Here is a 26,590-nt window from a genome sequence, read left to right on the forward strand (position 1 = left end):
CCTCCTGAAGTGGGTGGGGCGAGGCGGCGGAGCGCCCGCCTGGAAAGATAAAAAATCGCCGGAGCAAAGCGGACTTTGCTCCGGCGTGGCGGAGAGAGAGGGATTCGAACCCTCGAACGGGTATTAGCCGTTACACGATTTCCAATCGTGCGCCTTCGACCAGCTCAGCCATCTCTCCATGGCGCTGTCTGCGGTCGACCGTGACAGCAAAATGTATTATACCAGCTTTTCCGCTGGAGTCAAGTCCTTTTTTCTATTTTTTTCTGTTTTCTTTTTTAAGGGCGGGGACCGGCGGGCAAAAGTGTGAGCGGGCCCGCTCCCGATCCGGGGAACGGGCCCGGGGAAAGTCAGGTGGGGTAGGGGCCGAACACCGCCTCCAGCTGGGGGATGACTTCGGTATGGAGCACACAGCGCACCGGGCGCTGGCGGTACACATTGTAGCAGTGGTTGCAGGCCAGGCAGGGGCTCTCTGTCTGGCCTTTTTCCATCCGCTCCACGAAGTCGGGCTGACAGATCAGCGCCCTGGAGAGGGAGACAAAGGGGGCACCGGCGGCCAGCACCTTTTCTGCCGCAGCGCGGGAAAAGACGCCTCCCACCGGGAAGATGGGTACGGTGAGGCCTTCCCAGGCAGCCAGCAGGCGGTCCAGGAAGAAGGGGGTCTTCTGCCCGTCCCGGCGGGCCATGTCCAGGCCGCTGAGCTCGATGCCGTCCACGCCGGCGGACTGGAAGAGCCGGAGCAGGGCAGGCAGGTCATCACAGCTGTCGTTGTCCACCTTGACCAGGAGGGCAAAGCGGGGACCACAGGCATCCCGGACAGCCAGCAGGACCCGGCGGATCAACCGGAACCGATTCTCCAGGCTGCCGCCATAGGCATCCTCCCGGTGGTTCCACCGGAGGTTCAGGAAGCTGGAGAGCAGATAATTGTGGGCACAGTGGACCTGGACCCCATCAAAGCCCGCCATCTGGGCCGTCCGGGCCGCATGGCGGAACTGTTCCACCAGCCTGTCCAGCAGCTGGGGCGTGAGATCGCCGGGGGAGAGGGGCGGCCGCCCGTTGACGCCGGGGCGCGCCTTCCCGCCGCTGTGGCTGATCTGGGCAATGAGCAGGGCCCCGTGCTGGTGGACCCGCTGGGCGGCCAGAGAGAGGAGGGCGGGGTCCGTCTCCTGATCCAGCACCGCCTGCCCCTCATCTGCCCGCTGGTCCCGGTCCACCGACAGGTGGCCCGTGATGATGATGCCCACTCCACCCCGGGCCAGCGCCTCCAGGGAGTCCACCCAGGCGGGAGTGATCTGTCCACTGGGATCGGAGAGGTGCTCGTTGGTGGCGGAACGCACGGTCCTGTTTTTGGATATGAGCGGGCCCAGCTCCGCAGTCTCGAACAGCGAATAGGCCATAAGAACGCCTCCTTTTTTCTCAATTGTACCCGGAAAAAAGGGGATGTCAAGGAATTATCAGAGGAAAAGGCCAAAGATGGACGTGCCTGGCGGGTAGGAAGACAGCGAGTAATGGGCAGAAAGGCAGAAGAGCGCGGATGTAAAAATGCGTCAAAGGAGGGGGAAAGAGGGCTTAACCGGTCATTCTAAGGCTTATACTAGGAATATTCCGAAAAAATGCACAAGATTTCAGAGAGAACTCTAGTCAATTTTGCCCTTGCGCCTGTTTGAGGAATTGGTTACAATGTGGTAACAAAAGTAACAAAAACGTTGCTTTTGGTGTCACCGTTTCGACACAAATTGTAATAGGGAGTGAAGACAATGAAACGCAAGCTGTTTTCAACACTGCTGTGCGCATTTGCCTTGCTCCTCCTGATGGGCGCCGGTGTGGAGCAGGACTCCGCCGCCGCGGCCATTGTGATCGAGGAGGAGAGCGCCTCCGCCGACGGATCGGCGCAGGTGCTTGAGACCGGAATCCAGACCGGTATCGAAGCGCAGGATACAGAAGAGATCTCCGCTGACGAGATATATTTGGAGGCGATCAATTCCGACGGGACCCAGACCTCGGTCACGGCCGAGCCCGCTGTGGCCCTGGACCACACCCTGCTGGTGAACGGCCAGCCCGTCCCCGCGGACACGGGAAAGACTGTGGAGCAGGGGACCACCTATGTGGCGCTGGCCGCCATGGCTCAGACCCTGGACCCCAGCGTGACCATCACCTGGGATGGGGGCTCCAGCACCGCTGCGGTCCAGAGCGCCGTTCTGGACCTGACGGCCAAGGTGGGCCAGCAGTATCTGGTGGCCAACGGCCGCTATCTCTATGTCCCCGAGGGCGTCCGCATGGAGGCCGGGCGGGTAGTCGTCCCGCTGAAGGAGCTGGTCAAGGCCTTTGATGCCAAGCTGAGCTGGGACCCGGCAGACGGGACCACCTCCATCACCACGGGGAGCGGCGGCATCGCCTCCGGCGACTCCTTCTACAACCAGGACGACCTGTTCTGGCTGTCCCGCGTGGTCTACGCGGAGAGCGGGAACCAGAGCCTGGATGGTAAGATCGCCGTGGCCAACGTAGTCCTGAACCGGGTCAAGAGCCCGATCTTCCCCAATACCATCGAAGGAGTGCTGGCCCAGAAGAACCAGTTCCCCACCTACGGGTCCGGCAGCCTGGCCAAGCGCACCCCCAACGAGGGCAGCATCATCGCCGCCAAGCTGGCGATGGACGGCGCCGTGGTGGAGGAGGCCGCCGGGGCGCTCTACTTTGACTCAGCTTCCAACAGCTGGGCTTCCCGGAACAAAACACATATCACCACCATCGGGGGCCATAAGTTCTATGGCTGAGCCCTGATGGACAGGAGGAGCCGCTCGATCCCGGCTCCTCCTTTTTGTCATCTCCCCATCCGGTGGGCCCTATGGAGAGATATACAACGGGACAGCTCCTCCGCACAGGCGGAGGAGCTGTCCCGTTGTATGGTTTGGTCAGTTGTCTGACTCCCGCAGGCGCTCCACCACGGTGTGTTTGGAGATGGAGCGGTACACCGCCAGGGGGACCAGGGCGCCCAGCAGGGCAAACACCGGAGCCACCGCCAGGATGGGGGCCAGGGTGAAGCGGTAGGTGAAGAACCAGAACATGCTCTGAAGGGCGGAGAAGGCCAGGGGGCCCAGGACCACCGCCAGGACCAGGGACAGGAGCACAGAGCTCAGGGCGTACAGCAGGCCCTCACAGACCAGCATGGTCTTCAGCTGCTTTCCGGTCATGCCGATGGACTGGAGGACGGCCATCTCGCGTTTCCTGGTGATGATGCCGGTGAGGATGGCGTTGAAGAAGTTCAGCACCCCTACCAGGCCCACGATGCCGCTGAGGGCCCCGCCCAGCAGCAGAAACATGGATCGCATCCCCTCAAACTCCGCGGCGTAGGTGGACTTGCTCTCATAGTCGAACTGGGGATTCACATTTTCCGTGTAGTCCGCCAGGAAGGACTCCATGGCGGCGTTGGCCTCATCCGTGGTGTCGAAGGCATAGTACATGACGCTGTCCGTGCCCGTGTCCTGGATGAAGGTCTGGTCGTTCATGATGAACTCATCCGCGCCGTAATAGCGGTAGCTCAGGGCCATGGGCACGGTCACCAGGGCGGCCACCTCGTACTCCACGTCCCGGTACTTCACCGCCCGGTCCCCCCAGTTGGCACCCTCGGGCACGTTCTCCCATGGGCCGTACACCTCTCCGGTGTCGGGATTATAGTACTCATATTCCTCCACATACCGGATGGTGACGGTGTCCCCCAGCCGGGCCCAGTGGGAGCCCAACTCGGGCCGGCCGTAGTCGTCATCGCTGTACACAGCGGCTACATACCGCCCGCCGGGTTCACTGAGCTTGGACAGGTCTCCCTCCAGCACCGTCAGGTGGTCCAGGGGGAACTGCTCCATGCCGTAGAGCTGCACCCGGTCGGCCAGCAGGCCCTCCTCATTGCGGTCCTTGAAGTGGACCATGCTGTCCAGCTGCTCGGGGGTGTTCCAGCGGCTCCAGACGGAGCGGTAGTACTCCTCGGTGACGAACTCCAGCGCAGCGGAGGTATCGCCGTAGACCAAGCCGCCACCGGTGATGCCGCCCTGGGCGTCGATGGCGGCGATCACGTCCTCCGTCACGTCCATCTCGTCGTTATAGGCGTCGCCGCCGGTCTGAAACTGGCCCGCGTCGGCCACGATGAAGTCGCTGGCAGTGAAGTTGGAGACATACTTGTCCATGTCAAAGCCCTGAGTGAAGGTGACCGTCACGGTGAGCAGCACCACCGCCAGGGACAGAGAGAGGACGGTGACCGCCGTCTTGCCCCGGCTGCGGCCCAGGTTGGCCCAGGCCATGGAGAAGAGGGAGACGCCCTTGGCTCTGCGCTTGGCTTTGCGTTTCAGGTTTCCGCCCTCGGTGTAGCGCACCGCCTCGATGGGGGAGACCCGGGCGGCCATTTTTCCCGGCTTGCGGCAGGAGAGAAGAACGGTCACCAGGGAAAACAGGGTGGAGGCCGCAAAAATGATCGGGTCCATTGACACCACATTGGACACCCCGTTCACCTGCCGGACGATCACCGGCGTCAGCTGTCCGCCGATGAGCCAGCCCAGCACCAGCCCCAGGGGGATGCCCGCCAGGGACAGGGCCAGGGCCTGATGCCGGATGATGCGCCGCAGCTGCCGGGGGGTGGTGCCGATGGTCTTCAGCAGGCCATAGAAGCGGATGTCGTTGGTGACGGAGATCTGGAACACATTGTAAATGATGAGGTAGCCGGTGAAGATGATGAGCAGCAGCACCGCGCAGATGGCGATGAAGGTGGCGGGGTCCATGCTGCCGGACAGCTGGGCGCCGGTGTAGCCCCAGTTGACGCCGGTATGGATATAGCCCGGCTGAGCGGAGCTCTCGGCCTGATAGCCATGGTTTTCCAGGATCTGGTCCAGGTCGCCTGCAATATTTCGGGCCCCATTTTTCAGCATCACATCCATGTTATAGGTCCCGGTCATGCCGTCCGTGGTCTGCCCGGGCACCACGCCGGTCTCCGTCAGGATGGCGTCCGCCCGGCTCTCCGGGATCAGAATGTGGTTGGCCACAATGGCCTCGTCGTACTCCCACCAGCCGCACAGGGTGAAAGTCTGGGTGGTCTCATGGCCGTCCACGTCAAAGGTGAGCGTGAACTTGGCGCCGATCTCCGGCGTGACCCCCATCAGCTCCAGCACATGGGTGTCCGTGGCGGCCTCATCGGTGCCCTCCTGGGGCAGGCGCCCCTCAACCGGGTCGCAGTACATCCAGTGGGCCTCGTTGGCATCGGAGTAGCCCACCTCCACATGGCTTTTGTTGAAGGGCACCTCACTGGGCATGCCCACAAAGCGCCGCAGACCCCACTGGTCGATGAGGGGGTCGTCCTTCAATTCGTGAAACTGCTCCTCTGTCAGGTACTTGAACCCGCCGTGGGAGAAGCCGCCCACCTGGCGGAAGTTGTTCTGCTGGATGCCGTCGTTGATGGACATGGCGATGGTGAACAGGGAGGTGAAGAGCACCGTGGTCAGGGCGATGGCCAGCACCGCGATCAGGTTCCGGGTGCGGTTGGCTCGCAGGCTCTTACGGGAGAGATCTCGGATACACTTGCCGTTGGAGACGTTCATGGAATCCACCCCCTCAGCGCTTGACGATCCTGCCGTCCTCAATGCGGACGATGCGGTCGGCCATCTGGGCGATCTCCTCGTTGTGGGTGATCATCACCATGGTCTGGGCGAACTTCTGCCCGGTGACCTTCATCAGGGAGAGCACGTCCTGACTGGTTTTGGAGTCCAGGTTGCCTGTGGGCTCGTCGGCCAGGATGATAGCGGGCTTGGTGGCCAGAGCCCGGGCGATGGCCACGCGCTGCTGCTGTCCCCCAGAGAGCTGGCTGGGCAGGTTCTGGAGCTTCTGCTCCAGCCCCAGGGCCTCGATGACCTGATTTACATAAGACTGGTCCACCTTGCCGCCGTCCAGCTGGATGGGCAGGACGATGTTTTCATACACGCTCAGCACCGGCACCAGATTATAGGACTGGAACACGAAGCCGATCTTCCGTCGGCGGAAGATGGTCAACTCCTCGTCCTTCAGGGAGAAGATGTCCTTCCCGTCCACCAGCACAGCGCCGCTGGTGGGCCGGTCCAGCCCGCCCAGCATGTGGAGCAGGGTGGACTTGCCGGAGCCGGAGGTGCCCACGATGGCCACGAACTCCCCGTTTTCCACGCTCAGGTCCACCCCATCCAGGGCCTTCACCTGGGTGTCGCCGCTGCCGTAAAATTTTCTCAGATCCTTGGTCTCCAAAATTGTCATGTTGATCGCTCCTTATGGATAAAAATGGGCGCTGCCCTTGTTGACAGTGCCCATTCTAGCAAAAGATCCTTTCCACACTCTTTCTGAAATCTTTCAGAGCTGAAAGATTTCAGGGGCGGGGCCGCGGGGGAGCCGTCACTCCAGTGGCAGATAGAGGGAGAAGGTGCTGCCCTTTCCCGGCTGAGAGGACACCCGGATATAGCCCCCCTCGCTGGTCAGGATGCGGCGGGTGAGGTAGAGGCCCAGCCCCAGCCCTTCCTGCTCCCGGACGGCGGCCCCCCGGTAAAAGCGGGAGAAGATCTGGGCCTGCTCCTCCTCCGGGATGCCGGGGCCGGTGTCTGAGACCTGGATGCAGCAGAACATATGGTAGGCGGTGACGGACAGGGTCACTGTCCCGCCGGGCGGGGTATATTTCAAGGCGTTGTCCAGAACATTGTAAAGGGCTTCCGCCGTCCACTTGGAGTCAAAGCGGGCCGCGCCTTCCCAGGGCAGGACAGTGAGGGAAATGCCACGCTGTCCGGCGGCGGCCAGCCCCTGCGCGGCCGCCCCATCCAGCAGGGGCTGGATGGGGTGAGGTGCTGGGGACAGAGTGAGGATGCCGTTGTCCAGCCGGGAGGACTTGACTAAAGCGTCCACCAGGAAGGAGAGTTTCTCCGCCTGGGTCTTCAGGGCCTCGGCCTGGGCCCGCTGTTCCGGGGTCAGCTCGCTCTCCGCCAGCAGGGAGGCGTACAGCAGCAGATTGGCGATGGGGGTCTTGGTCTGGTGGGACACGTCGGCGATCAGAGCCGCGATCTTGCTCTTTTCCTCCGCCAGATTCCGGGCGGAGGAGGCGGAGCCGTTGAGGAACCGGGACATCTTGGACTCCAGGGCGGAGGGGACGGACTCATCGAAGGAGCTCTCCAAAAAGCTCCCATCGATGGCCCGGTCCAGCATCCGGTCCATGCGTTCCAACTGACGCCGGGCGCGCAGCCACTGGGACAGACCAAAGAGCAGGCCGGCCGCCGCCAGCCCCATGCAGAGGATCAGCTTCCAGTCCATCTCAGTCCACCGCCCACTGATAGCCCAGGCCGTACACGGTGCGGATGGGGGCGTCCGCCAGCTTGGCGCGCAGGCGGTTCACCGCCACGGAAAGGGCGTTTTCGTCCACGAATTCGCCGCCGTCCCACACCCGGTCCAGCAGCACCTCCCGGGACAGGGTCTGTCCCCGGTGCTCCACCAGCAGGCGCAGCAGCCGCTGCTCCGTCTTGGACAGCTCCAACGGCACGCCGTCCCTGGCAAAGACCATGGCGTCAAAGTCGAACAGGAACGGGGGGAGCTCCAGCGCGGCGGGGGCAGGCCGGCTGCGCCGGAGCAGGCTGTTCACCCGGGCGCGCAGCACCGCCAGGGAGAAGGGCTTGGTCACATAGTCATCTGCCCCCAGCTCCAGACCGGTTACCTGGTCCATCTCCAGGTCGTTGGCCGTCAGGATCAGCACCGGCAGGGCGGAGCGGTCCCGCAGCCGGGAGAGCAGGTCCAGGCCGTTCCCGTCGGGCAGGTTCAGGTCCAGGATGAGCAGGTCAAAGGTCCGCTCCGCCAGCTCCAGCTCCGCCTGGCCGATGGTGCCGGCCTGGACGAACTGGCGCCCTTCCTGGCCCAGTGCCAGGCGGATGCCCTGGCTGAGGGCAGGGTCGTCCTCCACGATGAGGATCTGATGCATGAGATATCACCACTTATCTGTTGATCCGCCTCCCCGGACCCCGCCGGGGGGCGGTGCTATTGTACCATGGGCCGGTCCGAGTGACAAGGGCCGGGGCAGCCGCCCGGATCCAGATCTGTCCGGAAATCCCCGCCCGCCCCTTGACAAAGAAAACGGCGTGTGCTATATTGCACACATTGCAATGAAGAGGACCAGTAGCGGAGCCGCCGCTGCCCAGAGAACCCCCGGACGGTGAGAGGGGGAGAGGGGCGCTCCGGGAATACGCCTCTGAGCAGCCGCCCGAACCGGACAAGCCGCAGTAGGGGACAGGCCGGGCCGCGCCCGTTACCGCGCCGGAGTCCAGCACTCCATAAGGTCCTGCCCGCGAGGACAGGACGGTCCAGAGGTGGTACCGCATTTCATGCCCTCTGTCCTTCGGGACAGGGGGCATTTTTCAGAGAGCCCGATCCTCTCTGTGTATTCCCGCGCCGCAGGGGCGGGAACAGCGGGGGAGACTCCGCAAAATGAGTTCGGGCGGTCTGGAAATGTGGAGAGAGACAGAAAAGGGGGCGGTGTCGTGTCCGCAAAGCAGAGAGGCGTCCTGTGCGTCTTTGCCGCCGCGGTGCTGTACAGCATCGGGGGGCTCTGCATCAAAGTGATCCCGTGGAACGGGATGTCCATCAACGGAGCCAGGACCGCGGTGGCCCTGGTGGTCATCGGGCTGTACCTGTGGGCCATCCGCCACAAGCCCAGGATGAACCGCTGGGTCCTGCTGGGCGCTTTGGCGGTGTGTGGGACCAACATCCTCTTCTCCATCGCCAACAAGATGACCACGGCGGCCAACGCCATCGTCCTCCAGTTCACCGCCCCCATTTTCGTGATGGTGTTCACCGCCATCTTCTTCCGGCGCAGGCCGGGAAAGCTGGATCTGGTGACCTGCGCGGCCGTGCTGGGCGGCATCCTGTTCTTCTTTGTGGACAGCCTTTCCGCTGGCGGGATGGTGGGGAACGTGCTGGCCCTCATCTCCGGGATCTCCTACGCCGGTGTGTTCATGATGAACGACATGCCGGAGGGGGACGCCATCAGCTCGGTCTTCTGGGGAGATGTATTCAGCGCGGTGGTGGGACTGCCCTTTGTGGCCATGGAGACCGACCTCTCCGCCACAGCGGTGGTCAGCGTCCTGATCCTGGGGGTGTTCCAGGTGGCACTGGCCTATATCCTGCTCACCATCGGCCTGAAGACCACTCCGCCGGTGACGGCCAGTCTGGTCTCCGGCATCGAGCCGGTCCTCAACCCCATCCTGGTAGCCGTCTTTTACCATGAAATGATCGGTCCCACTGCGCTGGTGGGCGCGGTGATCGTGGTGGGCAGCGTGGTGGCCTACAATGTGATCTGTGGACGCAGGGAGCACAAGGAGCGCGTGCCTGCTCAGGGAGAGAAACAACAGTCCTGCTGAAAACACTTCATGCCAGCAGAATATTGAATAAAAAGGAGAAAGTACGATGACCTGTTATGAGGAACTGAAAGCCCGCGGACTGATCGCCCAGGTGACCAACGAGGAGGAGATCTCCAAGATGGTGAATGAGGGGAAGGCGGTGTTCTACATCGGCTTTGACCCCACTGCCGACTCCCTCCATGTGGGCCACTTCATGGCCCTGTGCCTGATGAAGCGCCTTCAGATGGCGGGCAACCGGCCCATCGCACTCATCGGCGGCGGCACCGGCTATATTGGGGACCCCTCCGGCCGCACCGACATGCGGAACATGATGACCCCGGAGACCATCCAGCACAACTGCGACTGCTTCAAAAAGCAGATGGAGCGGTTCATCGAGTTTGGTGAGGGCAAGGCCCAGATGGTAAACAACGCCGACTGGCTGCTGAAACTGAACTATATCGAGCTGCTGCGGGATGTGGGAGCCTGCTTCTCGGTGAACAACATGCTTCGGGCCAAGTGCTATGAGCAGCGGATGGAGAAGGGACTCTCCTTCCTGGAGTTCAACTATATGATCATGCAGTCCTACGACTTCTACTACCTGTTCCAGCACTACGGATGCAACATGCAGTTCGGCGGCGACGATCAGTGGTCCAACATGCTGGGCGGCACTGAGCTGATCCGGAGAAAGCTGGGCAAGGACGCCCACGCCATGACCATCACCCTGCTGCTCAACTCCGAGGGCAAGAAGATGGGCAAGACAGCCAAGGGCGCGGTGTGGCTGGACCCCACCAAGACCAGCCCCTATGAGTTCTATCAGTACTGGCGCAACGTAGGCGACGGCGACGTGCTCAAGTGCCTGCGCATGCTCACGTTCCTGCCCCTGGAGCAGATCGACGAGATGGACAAGTGGGAGGGCAGCCAGCTGAACACCGCCAAGGAGATCCTGGCCTATGAGCTGACCGCTCTGGTCCACGGCAAGGAGGAGGCTGAGAAGGCCCAGGAGGCCGCCAAGGCCCTCTTTGTGGGCGGCGGAGACATGAGCAATGTCCCGGCCACCCAGCTGTCCCAGGAGGACTTGGCCGGCGGCTCCATCGGCATCCTGGACCTGATGATGAAGTGCAAGCTGGCTCCCTCCAAGAAGGAGGCCCGCCGCCTGGTGGAACAGGGCGGCGTGGAGGTGGACGGGGAGAAGGTCACCGACGTGGCCGCATCCTACACTGCCGACCAGATGGCAGGCGACGGCCTGATGCTCAAAAAAGGAAAAAAGGTGTTCCACCGCGTAAAGATGTGAAAAGTCAGAGGCAGCCGGGTATTCTGATAGAGAATACCCGGCTGTCAGCTCATTGGAGGCCAGCAGGGGGCAGACGGTCCGCCGTCCGCTTCTGAGGGACAGTGCGATCGAAAGCCTGTGTGGGTTCCGATCATATCCCCTTGAGAAAAAAGTCGTTTCGTTCTATAATAATGAAAAATAGAGAATGAAAGCGTCTGCTCTCATAACAAAGCCCGGAGGTTTACAGATAAGATGAAACATTTATTTATCAAAGCAGGGGGAGCTGGTGGCCGGCATGTACACCTTATACTGCGGATTCTGCCAGTGGTTTTTCTGTGTTATGCGGTCTATCTGCTCCTGGGAATGTGGCTCCCATTTCTGTTCCAGCCGGGAGTGTCAAAAGAATTTCAGAGAGGATTTGACAAAAGTGGATTTTATGGGACTGGAAGCGTGGATCGTGCAGCCCTGATAGATGACAATGTTGCCGCACTGGAGATCCGGATCCGCATGATTGAAGAGGCGCAGAAGCGGCTGATTTTCACCAATTTTGATATCCGGGATTGTGAGAGCGGCAGGGATGTGGCAGCGGCCCTCCTGGCGGCAGCGGAGCGCGGGGTCCAGGTCCAGGTCCTCACGGATGGGATGAACGGCCTGGTCAGCATGGCCTCCTCGCCGGTGTTTTATGCCCTGGGCGCACATCCCAATATTGAGATCCGTTTCTATAATACGCCCAATCCGCTCATGCCCTGGACCTTTAACGGCAGGCTCCATGACAAATATATTCTCTCAGATGACCGGCTGCTGCTGGCAGGCGGACGAAACACTTTTGATAAGTTTTTAGGGGACTATGTCCCGGACCCGGAAAAGAGTCATGACCTGGATATTCTGTTCTATAATTCTGCCGCAGGGACGGCTGACAGCGGTGAGAGCGTACTCCATCAGGTGGAGCAGTACTTTCAGATGGTTTGGTCTGACAGCCACAGCAAAACCTGGCTGGAGTCCGCACCATTTTTCTATCGAAAGAGCGTACTTCTGGAGACAGAAGCCCTCCATATGCGGCACAGCGCATGGAGGGAGGCTCATCCGGAGCTTTTGAGCAAAGAGAATACAGATTACATAGAGGCCACGGTCCCATTAAAAGCTGTGACTTTTATCCATAACCCGATCAATATTTTGGCAAAAGAACCTCTGGTATGGTGGCAGCTGCAGCAGCTGATGGAGGGTGCTGAGGAGAGAGTCTACCTCCAAACACCCTACGCAGTATGTGATCAGTCGATGTATGACGGACTTTCACGGGTGGCTGGGCGCGGGGTGCCCTTCTCCGTTCAGATCAACTCCATGGGAGTAGGGGACAATTTTATGGCCTCTTCCGACTATTACCGCAATAAGGCTCGGGTGCTGGATACCGGTGCTCAGGTATGGGAGTGGTACGGGGATTACTCCTCCCACGGAAAGTCCCTGCTCATTGACCAGGACCTCGCGGCGGTAGGCTCCTACAATCTGGATATGCGCAGCACCTATGTGGATACGGAAGTGATGTTCGTGATCCATGGGGAGGAATTTAATGCGGTCTTGGAACATTACCTAGCGGAAATGGAGGAGGATTCTCTGCTGGTGTCCGGACTGGAGACCTATGTGGAGAAGGAAGGGGTGACCCCCTGGGATAACGGAGACTGGAAGCATGCACTTTATCCCATCACATCGCTCCTGGTCCAGCCGTTTCGGTGTCTGCTCTGAGTTTTGGTTCCTTTTCAGGGCCTGCTGTGCTATAATCAAAAAACAAACTTACATGAGCCTGTAAGGGGAGACACTTAACATGAAAAAAGGATATTTTTTTATCCTGATTGCAACTATCGCGTTCAGTTCCATGGAGGTGGTGCTGAAACTCATCGCGGGGGAGGTCAATCCGGTCCAGCTGACGCTGGCCCGCTTTTCCATCGGCTTCGTTTTTCTGGCCCCGGTGGCTGTCTACACCCTAAAGAAGCGAAGCAAGCGCCTGGACCGGAAAAGCGTGGCCTATTTCGCCCTGCTGGGCCTGATCGGCATTGCCATCTGCATGCCGATCTATCAGATGTCCATCAACTTTACCGAGTCCTCCGTGGTGGCGGTCCTGTTCAGCTGCAACCCAGTCTTTGTTACCTTTTTTGCCTTCATGATCCTGAAGGAGCCCATCAAGAGGCGCCATCTGGCAGCCCTGAGTCTGGAGATCCTGGGGACCCTGGCCATTATCAACCCCCTGCATATCAAGCTGAACATGGTGGGCGTAGGACTGGCCCTGTGCTCCACTGTGCTGTTCTCCATCTACGGGGTGATGGGCAAACGAAAGTGTGCGGAGTACGGGGGCGCGGTGGTCACCTGCTTCAGCTTCCTCTTCGGGAGCGTCATCATTTTCTGCTTTATCCTGATCACCCATATCCCCGCCGTGGCGGGATTCTTCCAGTCCATCGGTCTGCCCTCCTTTGCCCAGATCCCCATTCTGGAGGGCTATACCCTCCAGAACCTGCCCTATGTGCTCTATGTCTCGGCCGGCGTGGCCGGCGTGGGCTTCTGCGCCTACTTCCTGGCTATGGAATACCAGCCGGCCAGCGTGGTCTCGCTGGTGTATTTCTTCAAGCCGGCGCTCTCGCCCATACTGGCCTGGATGGTCCACGGGGAGGAGATCCCGGGCAATATGCTGGCGGGTATCCTGCTGATCCTGGCGGGCTCGTTTGCCAATATCATCCCCGGGATACTGGAGATCAGACGCGCCAAACAACAGATGCCGTCCAACTGAGTTTTGATCGATGCAATCGATGCATGTGAGGAGATGTGAGATCTATGAACAAATCGAAAGTTTACTTTACGGACCTCCGGGCCCCTGTGGGGACAAGCCAGCTCACCAAGCTTCAGCGGCTGATCCGCAGCGCTGGGATCGGTGAGATCGACATGGAAAAAAAGCTGGTGGCCATCAAGCTCCACTTCGGAGAACCCGGGAACCTGACTTATCTGCGGCCTAACTACGCCAAGGCGGTGGCGGATGTGGTGAAGGAGCTGGGCGGCGTTCCCTTTCTGACGGACTGCAACACCCTCTACCCGGGGAGGCGGAAAAATGCCCTGGAGCACATTGAGAGCGCCTATGAGAACGGGTTTTCCCCCTTCTCCACCGGCTGTCAGGTCATCATTGGAGACGGCCTGCGGGGCAATGATGACGTAGAGGTCCCGGTGGCGGGGGGCGAGTATGTGGAGAAGGCTAAGATCGGCCGCGCCATCATGGACGCAGATGTGTTCATCAGCCTGAGCCACTTCAAGGGCCATGAGCAGACCGGGTTCGGCGGTGCGCTGAAAAATATTGGCATGGGGTGCGGGAGCCGCCGGGGCAAGATGGAGCAGCACTCCGGCGGAAAGCCGGTGGTGAAGCAGAAGCGCTGCGCAGGCTGCCGCCAGTGCATCAAGCAGTGCGGGCAGGACGCTATCTCCTACGATGGGGGTAAGGCATTTATTGACCAGGAAAAGTGCGTGGGCTGCGGGCGGTGCATCGCGGTGTGTAACTTTGATGCCATTTTTAACCCCAACGACTGTGCCTGTGAGCAGCTGAACCGGAAGATGGCCGAATACGCCAAGGCGGTGGTGGATGGACGGCCCCAGTTCCACATCAGCCTGGTGATCGATGTATCTCCCTACTGCGACTGCCATGGGGACAACGATATGGCCATCCTGCCTGATGTGGGGATGTTCGCTTCGTTTGACCCGGTGGCCCTGGACCAGGCGTGCGTGGATGCCTGTTTGCGGCAGCAGCCCATCCCAGGCAGCCTTCTGGATGACCGGATGCATGAGGAAGGCTTCCATGATCTCCACGACCACTTCCGGAATGTGACGCCGGAGTGCGAGTGGGAGAGCTGCTTGGCCCATGGGGAAAAGATCGGCCTGGGCAGCCGGACCTATGAGCTGATCCGGGTCTGAACCCACAAAAAAGCCTGCGGTCCATCAGACCGCAGGCTTTTTTGCACTTTTTGATAGCAGACTCCGGGACACTCAGGCATTCCGGGGCTGGGGCGTCATCTGTTTGTCGAATGCGGGGTTGGTGAGATAGACATTCTTGCTGTTCATCTTTTCCTTGCACAGCCGCAGACACTCGCCGAAGCGCTGGAAGTGGACGATCTCCCGCTCCCGCAGGAAGCGGATCACGTTGTTCACATCCGGGTCATCACTGAGACGCAGGATATTGTCATAGGTGAGGCGGGCTTTCTGCTCTGCTGCAATGGTGTAAGGGCAACTTTCTTAGAGGCAGTAATCTTTATTGTACAAACAGCGTTCAAATAATGTTATACTCAAAATCACAGAAATAAAAAATTTTCCTGAGTCTCATTTATTGGACAGATTTGAATGTAAAATGATTTCAATATAAGTGAGAGGAGGTATTCCTATGAGCATTGGTTTACAACAGATATGGGCGAAGACAGAACCTTTTCAATCCATTCTGACCCATTCCTTCATTTCTGGGATTGTCGCACAAGTCATCGTTCATAAGATGATTGTCCCAGGCGTACGAAATAAATTGTTGGCGTTATTATCGTGCACTCCAGAGAAATTTACAGACTGGATTGGATACCTTGTATCCCTTCATGATGTGGGTAAGATAGAAGGGCAATTTCAATATCGCTGGTTGCCTATGAAGGAAAGTATGGATAAAGAGGGTGTAAAACCAGACTTTCCTGCTTTAAACCAGATCCGTCATGAGAAAACTACCTGGCGTTGTCTGCGGGAACGCCTCTGGAAGGAAGCCTCGAATCAAAGCGCAGCTAAATTCTATGCGGATATTCTAGAAGTGCATCACCAAGGGAAAAGCGGAACGGAAGGGGACCGGCAAGATCTCTTTTGGAATCATCTTCAGGAAGAATTCGAGCACTGGATGCGGCTTCGATTTTTACGCTCTGAGGAATTATTTTTACCCCCTCTTGGGAAAGAAAACAGAGGAAGTGTAGGTGCGCTGCTGCTTGGAATTGTGATCCTGTCGGACTGGATTGCATCCAGTAACTATTTTGCCCAAGCAGAACTCTGGATCAATCAGCCGGATGGGGAGGAGCACGCAAAATGTCTTGCGGAAAAATTTTTGATGCTGAGCGGACTGACATCGCAGGCCGCAGACTTTGGAAATGAATTTCATGATGTGTGGCCCAATATTCCAAGAGATGTAATGCGGGGCTTGCAATCAGAAACTGAGGCCCTTTTTCAACAGGCACAGGAGCGCATTTCTGTGGTACTGTTGGAGGCACCTATGGGGGAGGGAAAAACGGAGGCCGGAATCTATGCAGGGATTCGAATGGCCAAACAGTGGGGGAAAAGTGGTTTCTATGTTGGTTTGCCTACAGCAGCTACCTCCAATCAGATGGTTGGACGTATGCGGACTTTATTAAAGCTGCATCAGTTTCCAGACTCAGTCCGTCTCCTTCACAGTATGGCCTGGCTGGTTGACGGAGACAATACCCAATCCTGGCCTAAATTCGAGACAGAGGAGGAGCGCTATGCCTCGAGCTGGCTTCTTCCAGTGCGTCGAGGGTTATTGAGTTCCTATGCGGTTGGCACGGTGGATCAGGCAATGATGTCTGTCTTGCTGGTGAAATACGGCGTTTTGCGGCTGCTGGGATTGGCAGAGAAAACTTTGGTGATCGATGAGCTCCACTCCTACGATGTCTATATGAGTGAGATCCTCCATCGGCTGCTAGAATGGTGTAAAGCCCTGGAGATCCCTGTGGTCCTGTTGTCTGCCACTCTTCCGCCGGAGAAAAAGGCGCAAATGTTGTCTGCCTATACCGATCATCCAATCCAGCCATGCTATCCTTCGATTACTGCTGTAACAGAGTCAGGGAATGTAATCGTGCGGCCGGTCAGCCGGACGGAAAAACGACAGACAGTATCCGTCGAGCTTTGCCCGGTGCTGCATCATGCGGAACAGATTGCCGAGAAGGCGATGGGACTGGTGAAAGACGGTGGATGCCTCTGTATTTTGCTCAATACCGTCCAGCAAGCCCAGGAGACCTACCAAGCGCTCAAAACCAAAGAATTTGATGGAGAATTGCTTTTATTCCATGCGCGTTTTCCGATTGGCCAGCGGGATCAAATCGAACAGCGCTGTATCCGTCTCTTTGGAAAAGAAAAGGCAGCTCGCCCGCAGAAGGCTATTCTAGTGGCCACTCAGGTGGTGGAGCAGTCTCTGGATGTGGATTTTGACGTTATGATGACTTCGATCGCGCCAATTGACCTTCTGCTCCAGCGCCTTGGACGGGAGTTTCGCCATGAAGATACGCCCCGGCCGCCTCATCTTGCTGCCCCACGGTTCTATGTGCTGATTCCTGATGAGACAGGAAAATTTGAGGCGGACGGCTATATTTACCCAGAGTGTCTTCTGAAGCAGAGTATTCATCTGTTGGAAGAACGCAGTGAAATACAGATTCCAGAGGATCTGCCCACATTGGTGGAGCAAGGCTACAGCCCAGAAGCGGCTCCACCGGAGGAATTGGATCTCTGGATAGATCACCTAATGGAAGATCAGGTTAAAGCGGCGGCCGGCGGAGGTTATCTGATCAATGCCCCTGAAAAGGGATACACCCCGATCAAAGAAGCTGAACGGATTCAATTTGACGATCTGGAAAGCAGCAGCTACCTCTCGGCCAAGACGCGCTTGGGTGAACCGACCGTACGTATTGTACTTTTGCCGCCGGAGCGGTTTGGATCTTTACGCAGCAAAAGTCAGCATTGTGGAGACCGACTGTGTCTATCAGATGTGACCAGAGAAGAGGCGCGTGAGATCCTGAAGGCCAGTGTCTCTGTTCGGGCAAAACTTCTGCGGCACGGAACGGAAGGCGTGATCTTCGGCAGAAGACTGCTGGAGGGGATCGAAATTTATACTGCCACAGTAGATGAAAATGGAAATATGCGGTATACTCAAGCTGATGGAACCCAAATCGTTGCAGACAAAGAGTTGGGTATATTTTTTGAGAAGGGGTGAGGTGTGTGAAGGCGTCATTTCAAATTTTAACGCAGCCGTGGATCCCAGTAAAAGAGCTGGACGGAAGCATGAAAGAGCTTAGCCTGCTGGAAACGCTGGAGAGGGCCCACCTGCTCAGCGAAATTCAGGATCCATCTCCTATGGTAGAGTACAGTGTTTACCGCTTTCTGATCGTGTTTCTCATGGACATGCTTCGACCAGAGGATGAGGAAGTATTGGAGGAGTTATTGGATGAGGGGCAATTTGATTGGGATACTATCCAGCGCTATGTGCGCCAGTGTGAACAGGAGGGGGTGAGCTTTGACCTCTTCGATTCAGAGCGGCCATTTTTACAGACCCGATATCGTGCAGATTGGGATCGAGATCCAAAACCGGTCTCCACATTGGATTACTCTATCCCAAATGGGAACAACCACATCCATTTCGATCACAAGCGGGAGAAGATCACTTACACGCCCGGCAAAGCGCTGCGGATGATGTTGGCTGCGCAGATTTTTTGTACCGCAGGGGCGCAGGGGTATCCCTCTAATATGAACGGCGCTCCGCCATGGTTTACACTGATCCGGGGAAAGAACCTGTTTCAGACTTTAGTGTTTGGTATGATCGAGGTGGATCGAATTGATCTGCCCCTTGATCGGCCTCCGGTCTTGTGGCGTAATCCGGATGAAGTGGTATCCAAACAAAAAGTGGCGAGGACATCATGGCTGTTTGGTATGTTTTTCCCAGCAAGGCGGATCCATCTAATTTCAGATGAGTCTGGTGAATACGTTGAAAACGTATATTTCAGCCAAGGAATGAACTTTGAAGTGACAGATTCTTGGACAGACCCGCATGTTACATACCGATACAATGCAAAGGGACGATTTAACTGGAAGCCATCTGCGGATGAAGCGATCTGGCGCAACCTAACGGATCTGATTGACACGAAAGGAAAGCGTGCTCCCCAGATCATAGCGCAGTATGAAAAATTGGATACCTCGGATCGTCCGATGTCTCTTGTGATTTACGGAGTTCAGACCAATCAGGCAAACTATATGAGGGCACAGAGGCACGACCTTCAAATTCCCAAAAAGTTACTGGGGAATGAGAACGCGTTGCGCTTTATTACCGAGTTTGTCGCGCAAGCGGAGCGGTTGGGCCGGGCGCTTTATAAAGCGCTGACTCTGGAGGAGATCCCGGAGGAGAGCCGTGTTCAGGCCAGACAGAGGTACTACGCGGTTTGCGAGCAGATACTGTGGAGCCAGTTTGATGCGTTGGCACAGCCTGGATTTGATTATGCTGCCAATCTGACAGCGGCCATCAGCTGGCAATGCAGGACAGCAGCGGAATGTGTAGATTGGACCTTGGAACAGCTGACCCTGTGTGGAAGAGCTATGCTCCAGGTTATGGATTATCAGCAAAAAGTGCTTGGAAAAGAAATCGCGGCAATCAAGAAGGGGATGAAGATATGAAGGAAGTGGATTGGAGCAGTTTCTTCCAGCGGCTAGATACCTTGCCGAGAGGAGAGCGTGCGTCTCTGAAGCGGGAAGCTGGGACCATGCTGAGTCAGGCGGATGGACAGGCCATGCGTGTTTTCTTTCAGTGCCTGCCTTTCTCCATACCGCAGTGGCAGGAGGAGCGAGCATTTGCGGCAGCTTGTCTGTACTGTCTCTGGGATACAGATGAGAAACGCCGCCAGCCTTTGGAGCAGATCTTCTATCAACTTGGTCGGAATAAAGAGATGTCCGAGAGCACCGGCCACCGATTGGAAATGCTTCTGGATATCCAGTGGGACGAGGATGGATTTATGCTCAAAAAGCTGTCCAGACTGATCCGGTTTGTGAGATCAAAAGGATATGCAGTGGACTGTCAGTGGCTATTGGAAGATCTATTCTATTGGAACGGTGAAAAACAGAGCGTGCAGCGGAAGTGGGCTCGCGCCCTTTATATTAAGCCTGAAGAGCAGCAAGAAGAATTGAAAGGAGAATGATCCATGTTATACGAAATCCATATGCTCAAGAACTATCCCCCAGTCAATCTGAACCGGGATGAGTCTGGCGCTCCAAAGTCCTGTATGTTTGGCGGAACGACCCGGGGCCGTGTGTCCAGCCAGTGCTTGAAGCGGAGCTGGAGGCGTTCGCCGCTGTTCTCTCAGACCATCGGAGCGGAACATCTGGGCATTCGAACCCGTAAGCTGCCCCAACTGGTGGCAGAGAAGCTGGCGGAGATGGGAGTCAGTCAAGAGTATATTGACACTGTATTCCCCAAAATCAGTGGATTTGGCAACAAAGACGGCGCAGAGAATAAGGATGGCAGCTACACCGCACAGATTGTGTTCTATGCGCCGGAAGATATCCAGGCGGTGGCGGAAGCTATTTATGAAAAGCTCAAGGATTGTCCATCCCTGAAAGAGGTCAAGGCATTGAAGGCAAAGGATCTGCAGGAGGCGGTAAAGGGAGCGGAGAGCCGCCCTGTCACACTGGACATGGCACTCTTTGGGAGAATGGTGACTTCCAATGCGTTCCGGGATGTGGAAGCCGCCATGCAGGTGGCCCATGCTATCTCTACCAATAAGATGAACATAGAATCCGACTATTTCACCGCCATGGATGATCTGCTCTCCGGGGAGGTGATAGAGGAAAAAGGGTCCGCCATGATCGGGGATACCGATTACAACTCCGCATGCTACTACATCTATGCCTCTCTGGATACGGATATTTTGATGAAAAACCTGAAGGATACGCCGGATGCAGAGCAGTTGGTGAAAGCGGCCATCCCTGCGTTGATCCGTACTATGGCGTTGACCAACCCATCAGGGAAACAGAACAGCTTTGCTGGAAACGTGCTTCCCAGTGCGATCCTTGTGGAATGCAAGGAGGAGAAGGTGCCGGTCAGTATGGTCAACGCCTTTGTGCGGCCGATTAAACCGGAGCTGGCCAATGACTACGATTTGGTGAAGGGCAGTGTTCAGGCGCTGGCTAGTCAAGTTGACACGATACAGAACAGTTTTGGATTAAACGTGAAACAACGGCTGTGGTTCTGTCCCACAGCATGCTCTATCGTACCAGAATGTGAGACTACGGTGTGCAAGACACTGACAGAATTGATCGAACAGGTGGCGGCTGCTCTGGCGTGAGGCGAATGTGATGGAAGAAAAGAAAACTTTGCTGATCCTGCGGCTGGAAGGGGCGCTGCAGTCCTGGGGGGACCACTCTAAATGGGACGTCCGGGACAGTGGGGATTTTCCAAGCAAATCCGGCGTTGTAGGTCTTTTGTCGTGCGCTATGGGATTAGAGCGGGGAGATCCGGAGATTGCAGCTCTGTCCGCAGCCCTACATATGGCGGTGCGGGTGGATCGCCCCGGGATCCGTGTGCTGGATTTCCACACGGTACAGGGGTATCCGCTTTATAACGCGGAGGGGAAGCCCCGGTCAAGCAACACGGTCATCTCACCTCGCTGGTATCTCCAGGACGCCAGTTTTTTGGTGGTGCTGGATCTGCCGGATGATTGGCGGGAGCGGGTGACAGCGGCTCTGAAGCAGCCGGTGTGGCCCATCTACCTGGGACGAAAGAGCTGTGTCCCATCCCGACCTGTGTTTGAAGGAGTGACAGAGGCATACTCCGACTTATTGGATGCGATCCAGCGCTACCCGGTCTGTATGCGGAAGGGAGACAAATCCGCTCCGCAGGCGTTGTACTATGAATGTGAGATTCCAGGAGACGGGGTGGGGAGTTTTACCCGGCCTGACGAAAGACTCTCAGGGGGACGAGAGTTTGGCCTTCGAACCGTCTATCGAGGGGTTATCACCAGGGAGGGACAAGATGTATCTGACGAAAATTGACTTGATTCCTCAGCAGCGTGGTATCCGGCAGGCATTGGGCGACTGCCAGCAGCTTCATCAAATGATTATGGGGCTTTTTGAGAGTGATCGGAAAAGCTCGGGCGTAATCTATCGGGTCCGTGAGGACAGGTACGCACTGGCAATCTATCTCTATTCCAATCGGCCTGCGAATCGGGAACGCCTGTTGCCGGGTATGCATTTTTCTGGGGAGCGGGATCTGACGCCCTGGCTGAATGCCATGCAGGAGGGGCAGATTTGGAGATTTGATCTGCTGGCATCGCCTACAAAAAAGGTGGCGCAGAAGAACGGGAAAAACAGCCAGCGCCGGATTCTCAGGACTCTGGAAGAACGCTGTACATGGCTAACCAGGAAAGGAGAGCAGAATGGGTTTCGGCTACTGAGTTGTCAGGAGTTGGAGGGCAGCCAGCTGACTGGCCGTCATGTGCCAGCGCGGGGCGGCCGGATGTATCTGGATCAATATCACTATCAGGGAACGCTCCAAATTACAGATGCAGTGCTATTTCAAAATGCAGTCCGGGAGGGAATTGGTCCCGGAAAATCGTATGGACTTGGAATGCTGCTGCTGAGCTCTTGATTTTTACTAGAAATAAAATTTTGAATTTTTCCGCTGGTAAAAGTGCTGTTTTACTGCTTGCGCGCGAAATTTTTGATTTTATTTCAGTGTAAACCCCACGTATGTGGGGATGGACCTGTGAGCAGAATGCGAGGTTAGAAAAGTCTGGAGTAAACCCCACGTATGTGGGGATGGACCAGATCATGTGTCCCGACTGCTCTCCTCCAATGGGTAAACCCCACGTATGTGGGGATGGACCGGCGATACAGGCCCCGCCGGTCCGCAGGGCGAGCGTAAACCCCACGTATGTGGGGATGGACCGTAACACCGAAATGGGACTTCAAGATCTCGATAGTAAACCCCACGTATGTGGGGATGGACCGCGGCTGAAAAGATGTTAGTCAGGGATATCACAGTAAACCCCACGTATGTGGGGATGGACCGGTCATTTGTCCGTTTGTGCCCACATCCTTTGCCGTAAACCCCACGTATGTGGGGATGGACCGTTATTGTGATTCCCTCTGTAGGGAATCGAGAAGTAAACCCCACGTATGTGGGGATGGACCGGGGGCGCAACCAATATCACCAAGAACCCTCTTGTAAACCCCACGTATGTGGGGATGGACCGATGGGATTTTGGTCACGCGGCTCTCACTTGAGGTAAACCCCACGTATGTGGGGATGGACCGGACATGGAGGAGCTGGTAGATCAGATCAATGAGTAAACCCCACGTATGTGGGGATGGACCGGCCAGCAGGCTGTGGTAGAGGGGCGGCTCCAGAGTAAACCCCACGTATGTGGGGATGGACCGGCCCGGGTCGAGTGGACGCTTCCGGCGAAGCAGTAAACCCCACGTATGTGGGGATGGACCGGATCGGTGGCTGGCGGTGCGGCGGTTCTTCGACGTAAACCCCACGTATGTGGGGATGGACCGGCAATCGCAACATATCTCGGCGTTACTCAACGGTAAACCCCACGCACGTGGGGATGAACCGTAGTGGGGGGTGTCGTCTAGCTTGAATCCCTCGTAAACCCCACGCATGTGGGGATGGACCGGTCTTGCCGCAGCCTGCATGGCCATTCGGGATCGTAAACCCTACGTGCGTGGGGATGGACTGATGGTGGATGACAAGACCACCTTTGAGCAGGCCGTAAACCCCGCGCACGTGGGGATGGACCGCAGAACGCTGCCCGTGACTGCAACATGGAGGAGTAAACCCCACATGTGTGGGGATGGACCGTAATACGTATCAAGATAGACATTATCCATGACGTAAACCTCACGTACGTGGAGATGGACCGATCAGTGCCGGTGACCTGCCACTCTATATTGAGTAAACCCCACGCATGTGAAGAGTGGGCACGTCTATCCGTCGTCTGGAAACTGAAGATTTTCAATGCAGGGAGGGAATATTGTTGAAGAACTTACAGGAATTGCCTAAATTGAAAGACAGCATCAGTTATTTATATTTAGAACATGCTGTCATTGAGCAGAACGACACTGCGATTGTAGCAATTCAGAAGCAGGGGCGGACACCCATCCCAATTGCCGGCATGACATGCTTGTTGCTAGGACCGGGAACCAGTGTGACCCATGCAGCGATTCGGGCGATTTGTAATAACGGATGTATGGCGATTTGGTGTGGAGAACATGCCGAGCGGTTTTATGCTGCGGGAGTAGGGGAGACTAGAAGTGCGAAGAATCTGTTGGTCCAGGCAAAAGCATGTATGGACGCAGAGCGGCATCTGGAAGTGGCAAAAAGGATGTATCAGATTCGGTTTTCGAACTTAAAAACGGAGGGATTGACGTTACAACAACTGCGGGGAATGGAAGGAATTCGGGTTCGGAAGGCCTATGAACTAGCAGCGAGGACAACTGGAGTTCGCTGGAAAAAACGTTCGTACAAAACAGAGGAGTGGGATCAGGCAGACCCAGTCAATCAAGCGCTGTCTGAGGCTAATGCTCTGCTCTATGGTCTGTGCCATGCTGCTATTGTTTCATTGGGCTACTCACCAGGACTGGGATTTATTCATACAGGAAAGCAGCTCTCGTTTGTATATGACGTTGCAGATTTATATAAAGCGGAGACAACCATTCCGGCTGCATTTGAAGCAATCCAGAAAATGAAACAGGGTGAGCCGCAAAAAAAGCGGATTCGACTAACTTGCCGGGCATATTTTGCAAATGCACGTATCTTGTCTCGAATTGCTCAAGATCTGGAATGGATTTTCCAGGAGACAGTAGAGGAAGAAATGGTCAACGGTCCAACTGTAGGCTCCCTGTGGGATGACCGCCAGGATACAATCAACGGAGGAAAAAACTATGCTGCGGAAAGGGACCTTCTATGACAGTGATTGCAATGGATTCTGCTCCGGAGAGCGTGCGTGGAGAACTGACTCGGTGGTTTCTAGAGTTGAAACCTGGGGTATTTGTCGGAAGGGTCAATTCCAGGATTCGGGATCTCTTGTGGAAGCGGATATGTGAAACTGACTCTGCGGCAGGAGCAGTTATGGTTTTTTCTGCCCCTAACGAGCAGGGGTTTGAAATGAAAGTTTCTGGCGATCCCAAAAGAAAGGTAAACGATTTTGAAGGAATTCAGCTGATCACGGTATCAGAGGAGGTATATAGAAATACAGAAGCGGAAGAATGTTTCGAATTTCCCTTTGAACTTCAACTTCTGGAAGAAGAGGATAGATGAGTATTGTTATGTGGGTCTCCATGAAGCGAGAAAATCGTTTGATTAAAAGCCTAGGAAAAGAAACATGAGTTTCTTTTCCTAGGCGAATATTTATCTCTAATTTAGAAATTCCAATGTATTTCAACCGGCGGATCATTTTCGCCAGGCTGGCGTTTTCCCACTAAAATATAGTCAATGAGGGCCTCCACCATTTCACGGGTCAGGTGCTCCAGATTAGTGTAACGCTGGACCAGTTCCCGGCGGTTGTCCCCGGCGGCAATCCGGGCGTCCAGTTCTTCCAGCCGACGGTTGGTTTCCGCGATTTTTCCCTCGAGCAGTTCCTTTTCCTTGGAGAAGTCCTGGGAGAGACTGAGAAAATCCGACTCGGACAGAATTCCCCGTACCTTATCCAGATAGAGCTCTCGCAGGCCCGTCTGGAACTCCTCATGCTGTGCCTGATATTTGGAACGTTGATCCAGCACCTTCTGTCTTTGAGCCAGGAGAGAGCTGGAAAACTCCAGGTTTCGTTCCAGCTTATCTTGATCCAAATACTGCGCGGAAAGCCGGTTCAATTCCTGGACCACGATGCGTTCCAGCTTTTCCACGGAAATAAATGCGCCGGTACAGGCCTCTTTTGAAACGCGCCGGTTGGAGCACTGGAGATAGTGCCGCCCGCGGTTTTTCGTGGAGCGCATAGTGTATCCGCAATTGGCGCAGCGAACCTTTTTGGCAAAGAGCCCAATCGACCCACCTGTAAAGGGTTTTGTCTTTTCGTTTATTAAGGCCTGAACCCGCTCCCATAGGTCCTGGTCGATGATTGCCTCGTGAGTGTGTTCGACCCGGATCCACTGATCTTTGGGGCGGGGCTTGTTCTGTTTGCTTTTATAAGATACACTGCCGTACCGCCCCTGGACCATGTTGCCGATGTAGATCTCATTGGTCAGCATGTGGGAGATGGCAGGATATTTCCACAGCGTTCCTGTTTTTCCAGGGGGAGATTGGTACCGCAATCCTTTCTGGCGCTTATACTCGGTGGGATTGGGGATCCCATCCTCATTCAGAATTCGGGCGATGGCCGTTTTTCCGTATCCTTGTGAAAACAAGGTAAAGACCCGGCGCACGACTGCGGCGGCCTCTGGGTCAATGATCAGATGGCCCTTCTGAGCCGGGTCCTTCTGGTATCCGTAGAGGGCGAAGGCGCCAATATGAAAGCCCTGTTCCCGGCGATTGGTGAGGACGCTGCGAATATTGTCGGACATGTCCTCCAGATACCATTCGTTTACCAGACCATTGATCTGGCGGGATTTTTTGTTCCCCTTGTTGTCGGTATCCGCATTGTCCACAATGCTGACGAAACGGATTCCCCACAGCGGGAAAAGACCGTGTATGTATTTTTCTACCAGTTCCAGCTCACGGGTAAAGCGGGACTGAGTTTTGCAGAGGATGATATCAAATTTATGGGCCTGAGCATCCGCTAGAAGGCGGCTAAACTCCGGACGGTTTCGGTCAGAACCTGTGTAGTCATCGTCGCTGTAAATGTGAAATACTTCCCAGCCCTGCTGTATGGCGTACTGTAGAAGCATGGACTTCTGGTTTTGTATGCTGGCACTGTCGTCCTCGGCGGAGGCCTTATTCCGGTCTTCTTCCGACAGACGGCAGTAGATTGCGGCTTTGGACATTGGACATCGCTCCTATAAAAAATGCGGCCCCCTGACAATGCTCGTCAAGAGACCGCTTTTGTGGCTGTTACTGGAGCCCTGCAGCGATGGAGCTGGAGCGCTCCATCTGGTTGATCAGCTGGATCCAGATCTTGGTGTATCGTTCCGCCGTCAGGGGAGTCTCGGATTTCCGGAATACGCTCCGGCAGGATGGGGTAGGGAGAGGAAGTCGATTCAT

21 protein-coding genes, 1 tRNA gene and 1 pseudogene are annotated in these 26,590 nt (G+C 56.4%); 14 read left to right on the forward strand and 9 right to left on the reverse strand.

Going from position 1 to position 26,590, the window contains the following annotated elements; all coding sequences use genetic code 11:
* Window positions 1-86: 86 nt before the first annotated feature.
* Window positions 87-178: transfer RNA gene (locus tag NE584_RS00195), tRNA-Ser, on the reverse strand.
* 169 nt (window positions 179-347) lie between these two features.
* Window positions 348-1,394 (reverse strand): NADH:flavin oxidoreductase, encoded by a 1,047-nt coding sequence (locus NE584_RS00200; protein WP_108981253.1) that lies wholly within the window; start codon window positions 1,392-1,394, stop codon window positions 348-350.
* Between the two features lie 360 nt (window positions 1,395-1,754).
* Here NE584_RS00200 and NE584_RS00205 point away from each other — a divergent pair, with 360 nt between their 5' ends.
* Window positions 1,755-2,768: a cell wall hydrolase gene (locus NE584_RS00205; RefSeq protein ID WP_108981252.1), complete on the forward strand. Its 1,014-nt coding sequence runs from the start codon at window positions 1,755-1,757 to the stop codon at window positions 2,766-2,768.
* A gap of 138 nt (window positions 2,769-2,906) precedes the next feature.
* On the opposite strand, the gene NE584_RS00210 is transcribed toward NE584_RS00205, so the two are convergent.
* The 4 genes from NE584_RS00210 to NE584_RS00225 all read right to left on the reverse strand — a co-directional run bounded on the left by NE584_RS00210 (window position 2,907) and on the right by NE584_RS00225 (window position 7,951).
* On the reverse strand, window positions 2,907-5,573 hold the full coding sequence (locus NE584_RS00210) for an ABC transporter permease (protein ID WP_256181223.1): 2,667 nt from the start codon (window positions 5,571-5,573) through the stop codon (window positions 2,907-2,909).
* 13 nt (window positions 5,574-5,586) lie between these two features.
* Entirely contained in the window at window positions 5,587-6,255 is a 669-nt protein-coding gene (locus NE584_RS00215; protein ID WP_108981250.1) for an ABC transporter ATP-binding protein, read from the reverse strand.
* A gap of 135 nt (window positions 6,256-6,390) precedes the next feature.
* A complete protein-coding gene (locus tag NE584_RS00220; protein ID WP_108981249.1) occupies window positions 6,391-7,293 on the reverse strand; it encodes a sensor histidine kinase KdpD in 903 nt (300 codons plus the stop codon).
* A 1-nt stretch (window position 7,294) separates the two neighbouring features.
* Window positions 7,295-7,951: a response regulator transcription factor gene (locus tag NE584_RS00225; protein ID WP_256181225.1), complete on the reverse strand. Its 657-nt coding sequence runs from the start codon at window positions 7,949-7,951 to the stop codon at window positions 7,295-7,297.
* A gap of 556 nt (window positions 7,952-8,507) precedes the next feature.
* Between NE584_RS00225 and NE584_RS00230 the strand changes: the two genes are divergently transcribed.
* The 5 genes from NE584_RS00230 to NE584_RS00250 all read left to right on the forward strand — a co-directional run bounded on the left by NE584_RS00230 (window position 8,508) and on the right by NE584_RS00250 (window position 14,574).
* The gene (locus NE584_RS00230; protein WP_256181226.1) at window positions 8,508-9,386 is read left to right on the forward strand and encodes a DMT family transporter; all 879 of its coding nucleotides are present in this window, start codon (window positions 8,508-8,510) and stop codon (window positions 9,384-9,386) included.
* Between the two features lie 46 nt (window positions 9,387-9,432).
* Window positions 9,433-10,656: a tyrosine--tRNA ligase gene (gene tyrS, locus NE584_RS00235; protein WP_256181227.1), complete on the forward strand. Its 1,224-nt coding sequence runs from the start codon at window positions 9,433-9,435 to the stop codon at window positions 10,654-10,656.
* A 429-nt stretch (window positions 10,657-11,085) separates the two neighbouring features.
* On the forward strand, window positions 11,086-12,372 hold the full coding sequence (locus NE584_RS00240; RefSeq protein ID WP_256181228.1) for a phospholipase D-like domain-containing protein: 1,287 nt from the start codon (window positions 11,086-11,088) through the stop codon (window positions 12,370-12,372).
* A 79-nt stretch (window positions 12,373-12,451) separates the two neighbouring features.
* The gene (locus NE584_RS00245) at window positions 12,452-13,408 is read left to right on the forward strand and encodes a DMT family transporter (protein ID WP_050624771.1); all 957 of its coding nucleotides are present in this window, start codon (window positions 12,452-12,454) and stop codon (window positions 13,406-13,408) included.
* Between the two features lie 44 nt (window positions 13,409-13,452).
* Window positions 13,453-14,574: a DUF362 domain-containing protein gene (locus NE584_RS00250; RefSeq protein WP_050624772.1), complete on the forward strand. Its 1,122-nt coding sequence runs from the start codon at window positions 13,453-13,455 to the stop codon at window positions 14,572-14,574.
* 72 nt (window positions 14,575-14,646) lie between these two features.
* Here the strand turns inward: NE584_RS00250 and NE584_RS00255 are convergent.
* A pseudogene (locus NE584_RS00255) lies at window positions 14,647-14,874 on the reverse strand (manganese catalase family protein); the annotation flags it as partial.
* Between the two features lie 163 nt (window positions 14,875-15,037).
* Between NE584_RS00255 and cas3 the strand changes: the two are divergent.
* The 8 genes from cas3 to cas2e all read left to right on the forward strand — a co-directional run bounded on the left by cas3 (window position 15,038) and on the right by cas2e (window position 24,715).
* Complete coding sequence (gene cas3 / locus NE584_RS00260) at window positions 15,038-17,620, forward strand: CRISPR-associated helicase Cas3' (RefSeq protein ID WP_256181229.1); 2,583 nt, start codon at window positions 15,038-15,040, stop codon at window positions 17,618-17,620.
* Between the two features lie 5 nt (window positions 17,621-17,625).
* The gene (casA, locus tag NE584_RS00265) at window positions 17,626-19,071 is read left to right on the forward strand and encodes a type I-E CRISPR-associated protein Cse1/CasA (RefSeq protein WP_256181230.1); all 1,446 of its coding nucleotides are present in this window, start codon (window positions 17,626-17,628) and stop codon (window positions 19,069-19,071) included.
* A complete protein-coding gene (casB, locus tag NE584_RS00270) occupies window positions 19,068-19,589 on the forward strand; it encodes a type I-E CRISPR-associated protein Cse2/CasB (protein WP_256181231.1) in 522 nt (173 codons plus the stop codon). Before casA ends, casB begins: the two co-directional genes overlap by 4 nt.
* A 3-nt stretch (window positions 19,590-19,592) precedes the next feature.
* Window positions 19,593-20,735: a type I-E CRISPR-associated protein Cas7/Cse4/CasC gene (gene cas7e / locus NE584_RS00275; RefSeq protein ID WP_256181232.1), complete on the forward strand. Its 1,143-nt coding sequence runs from the start codon at window positions 19,593-19,595 to the stop codon at window positions 20,733-20,735.
* 10 nt (window positions 20,736-20,745) lie between these two features.
* Window positions 20,746-21,441: a type I-E CRISPR-associated protein Cas5/CasD gene (gene cas5e, locus NE584_RS00280; protein ID WP_108981241.1), complete on the forward strand. Its 696-nt coding sequence runs from the start codon at window positions 20,746-20,748 to the stop codon at window positions 21,439-21,441.
* A complete protein-coding gene (gene cas6e, locus NE584_RS00285; RefSeq protein WP_157954756.1) occupies window positions 21,422-22,036 on the forward strand; it encodes a type I-E CRISPR-associated protein Cas6/Cse3/CasE in 615 nt (204 codons plus the stop codon). The genes cas5e and cas6e overlap by 20 nt, the downstream gene beginning before the upstream one ends.
* Window positions 22,037-23,432: 1,396 nt before the next feature.
* Complete coding sequence (cas1e, locus tag NE584_RS00290; RefSeq protein WP_108981239.1) at window positions 23,433-24,365, forward strand: type I-E CRISPR-associated endonuclease Cas1e; 933 nt, start codon at window positions 23,433-23,435, stop codon at window positions 24,363-24,365.
* Entirely contained in the window at window positions 24,362-24,715 is a 354-nt protein-coding gene (cas2e, locus tag NE584_RS00295; protein WP_108981238.1) for a type I-E CRISPR-associated endoribonuclease Cas2e, read from the forward strand. Before cas1e ends, cas2e begins: the two co-directional genes overlap by 4 nt.
* Window positions 24,716-24,816: 101 nt before the next feature.
* Here cas2e and NE584_RS00300 read toward each other — a convergent pair whose 3' ends face one another.
* A complete protein-coding gene (locus NE584_RS00300) occupies window positions 24,817-26,373 on the reverse strand; it encodes a recombinase family protein (protein ID WP_256181233.1) in 1,557 nt (518 codons plus the stop codon).
* A gap of 67 nt (window positions 26,374-26,440) precedes the next feature.
* Window positions 26,441-26,590 (reverse strand): hypothetical protein, encoded by a 150-nt coding sequence (locus NE584_RS00305; protein ID WP_157954755.1) that lies wholly within the window; start codon window positions 26,588-26,590, stop codon window positions 26,441-26,443.

Source organism: Clostridium sp. DFI.5.61, from assembly GCF_024462915.1.
Classification (GTDB): domain Bacteria; phylum Bacillota; class Clostridia; order Oscillospirales; family Oscillospiraceae; genus Lawsonibacter; species Lawsonibacter asaccharolyticus.

Bases quoted from the DNA above. Each gene is read 5' to 3' on its own strand.
- cas3 (WP_256181229.1), top strand. From the start codon at position 15,038: ATGAGCATTGGTTTACAACAGATATGGGCGAAGACAGAACCTTTTCAA.
- NE584_RS00250 (WP_050624772.1), top strand. From the start codon at position 13,453: ATGAACAAATCGAAAGTTTACTTTACGGACCTCCGGGCCCCTGTGGGG.
- tyrS (WP_256181227.1), top strand. From the start codon at position 9,433: ATGACCTGTTATGAGGAACTGAAAGCCCGCGGACTGATCGCCCAGGTG.
- NE584_RS00245 (WP_050624771.1), top strand. From the start codon at position 12,452: ATGAAAAAAGGATATTTTTTTATCCTGATTGCAACTATCGCGTTCAGT.
- cas6e (WP_157954756.1), top strand. From the start codon at position 21,422: ATGTATCTGACGAAAATTGACTTGATTCCTCAGCAGCGTGGTATCCGG.
- NE584_RS00215 (WP_108981250.1), bottom strand. From the start codon at position 6,255: ATGACAATTTTGGAGACCAAGGATCTGAGAAAATTTTACGGCAGCGGC.
- NE584_RS00300 (WP_256181233.1), bottom strand. From the start codon at position 26,373: ATGTCCAAAGCCGCAATCTACTGCCGTCTGTCGGAAGAAGACCGGAAT.
- cas2e (WP_108981238.1), top strand. From the start codon at position 24,362: ATGACAGTGATTGCAATGGATTCTGCTCCGGAGAGCGTGCGTGGAGAA.
- NE584_RS00305 (WP_157954755.1), bottom strand. From the start codon at position 26,590: ATGAATCGACTTCCTCTCCCTACCCCATCCTGCCGGAGCGTATTCCGG.
- NE584_RS00200 (WP_108981253.1), bottom strand. From the start codon at position 1,394: ATGGCCTATTCGCTGTTCGAGACTGCGGAGCTGGGCCCGCTCATATCC.
- cas5e (WP_108981241.1), top strand. From the start codon at position 20,746: ATGGAAGAAAAGAAAACTTTGCTGATCCTGCGGCTGGAAGGGGCGCTG.
- NE584_RS00220 (WP_108981249.1), bottom strand. From the start codon at position 7,293: ATGGACTGGAAGCTGATCCTCTGCATGGGGCTGGCGGCGGCCGGCCTG.
- casB (WP_256181231.1), top strand. From the start codon at position 19,068: ATGAAGGAAGTGGATTGGAGCAGTTTCTTCCAGCGGCTAGATACCTTG.
- NE584_RS00205 (WP_108981252.1), top strand. From the start codon at position 1,755: ATGAAACGCAAGCTGTTTTCAACACTGCTGTGCGCATTTGCCTTGCTC.
- NE584_RS00210 (WP_256181223.1), bottom strand. From the start codon at position 5,573: ATGAACGTCTCCAACGGCAAGTGTATCCGAGATCTCTCCCGTAAGAGC.
- NE584_RS00225 (WP_256181225.1), bottom strand. From the start codon at position 7,951: ATGCATCAGATCCTCATCGTGGAGGACGACCCTGCCCTCAGCCAGGGC.
- cas7e (WP_256181232.1), top strand. From the start codon at position 19,593: ATGTTATACGAAATCCATATGCTCAAGAACTATCCCCCAGTCAATCTG.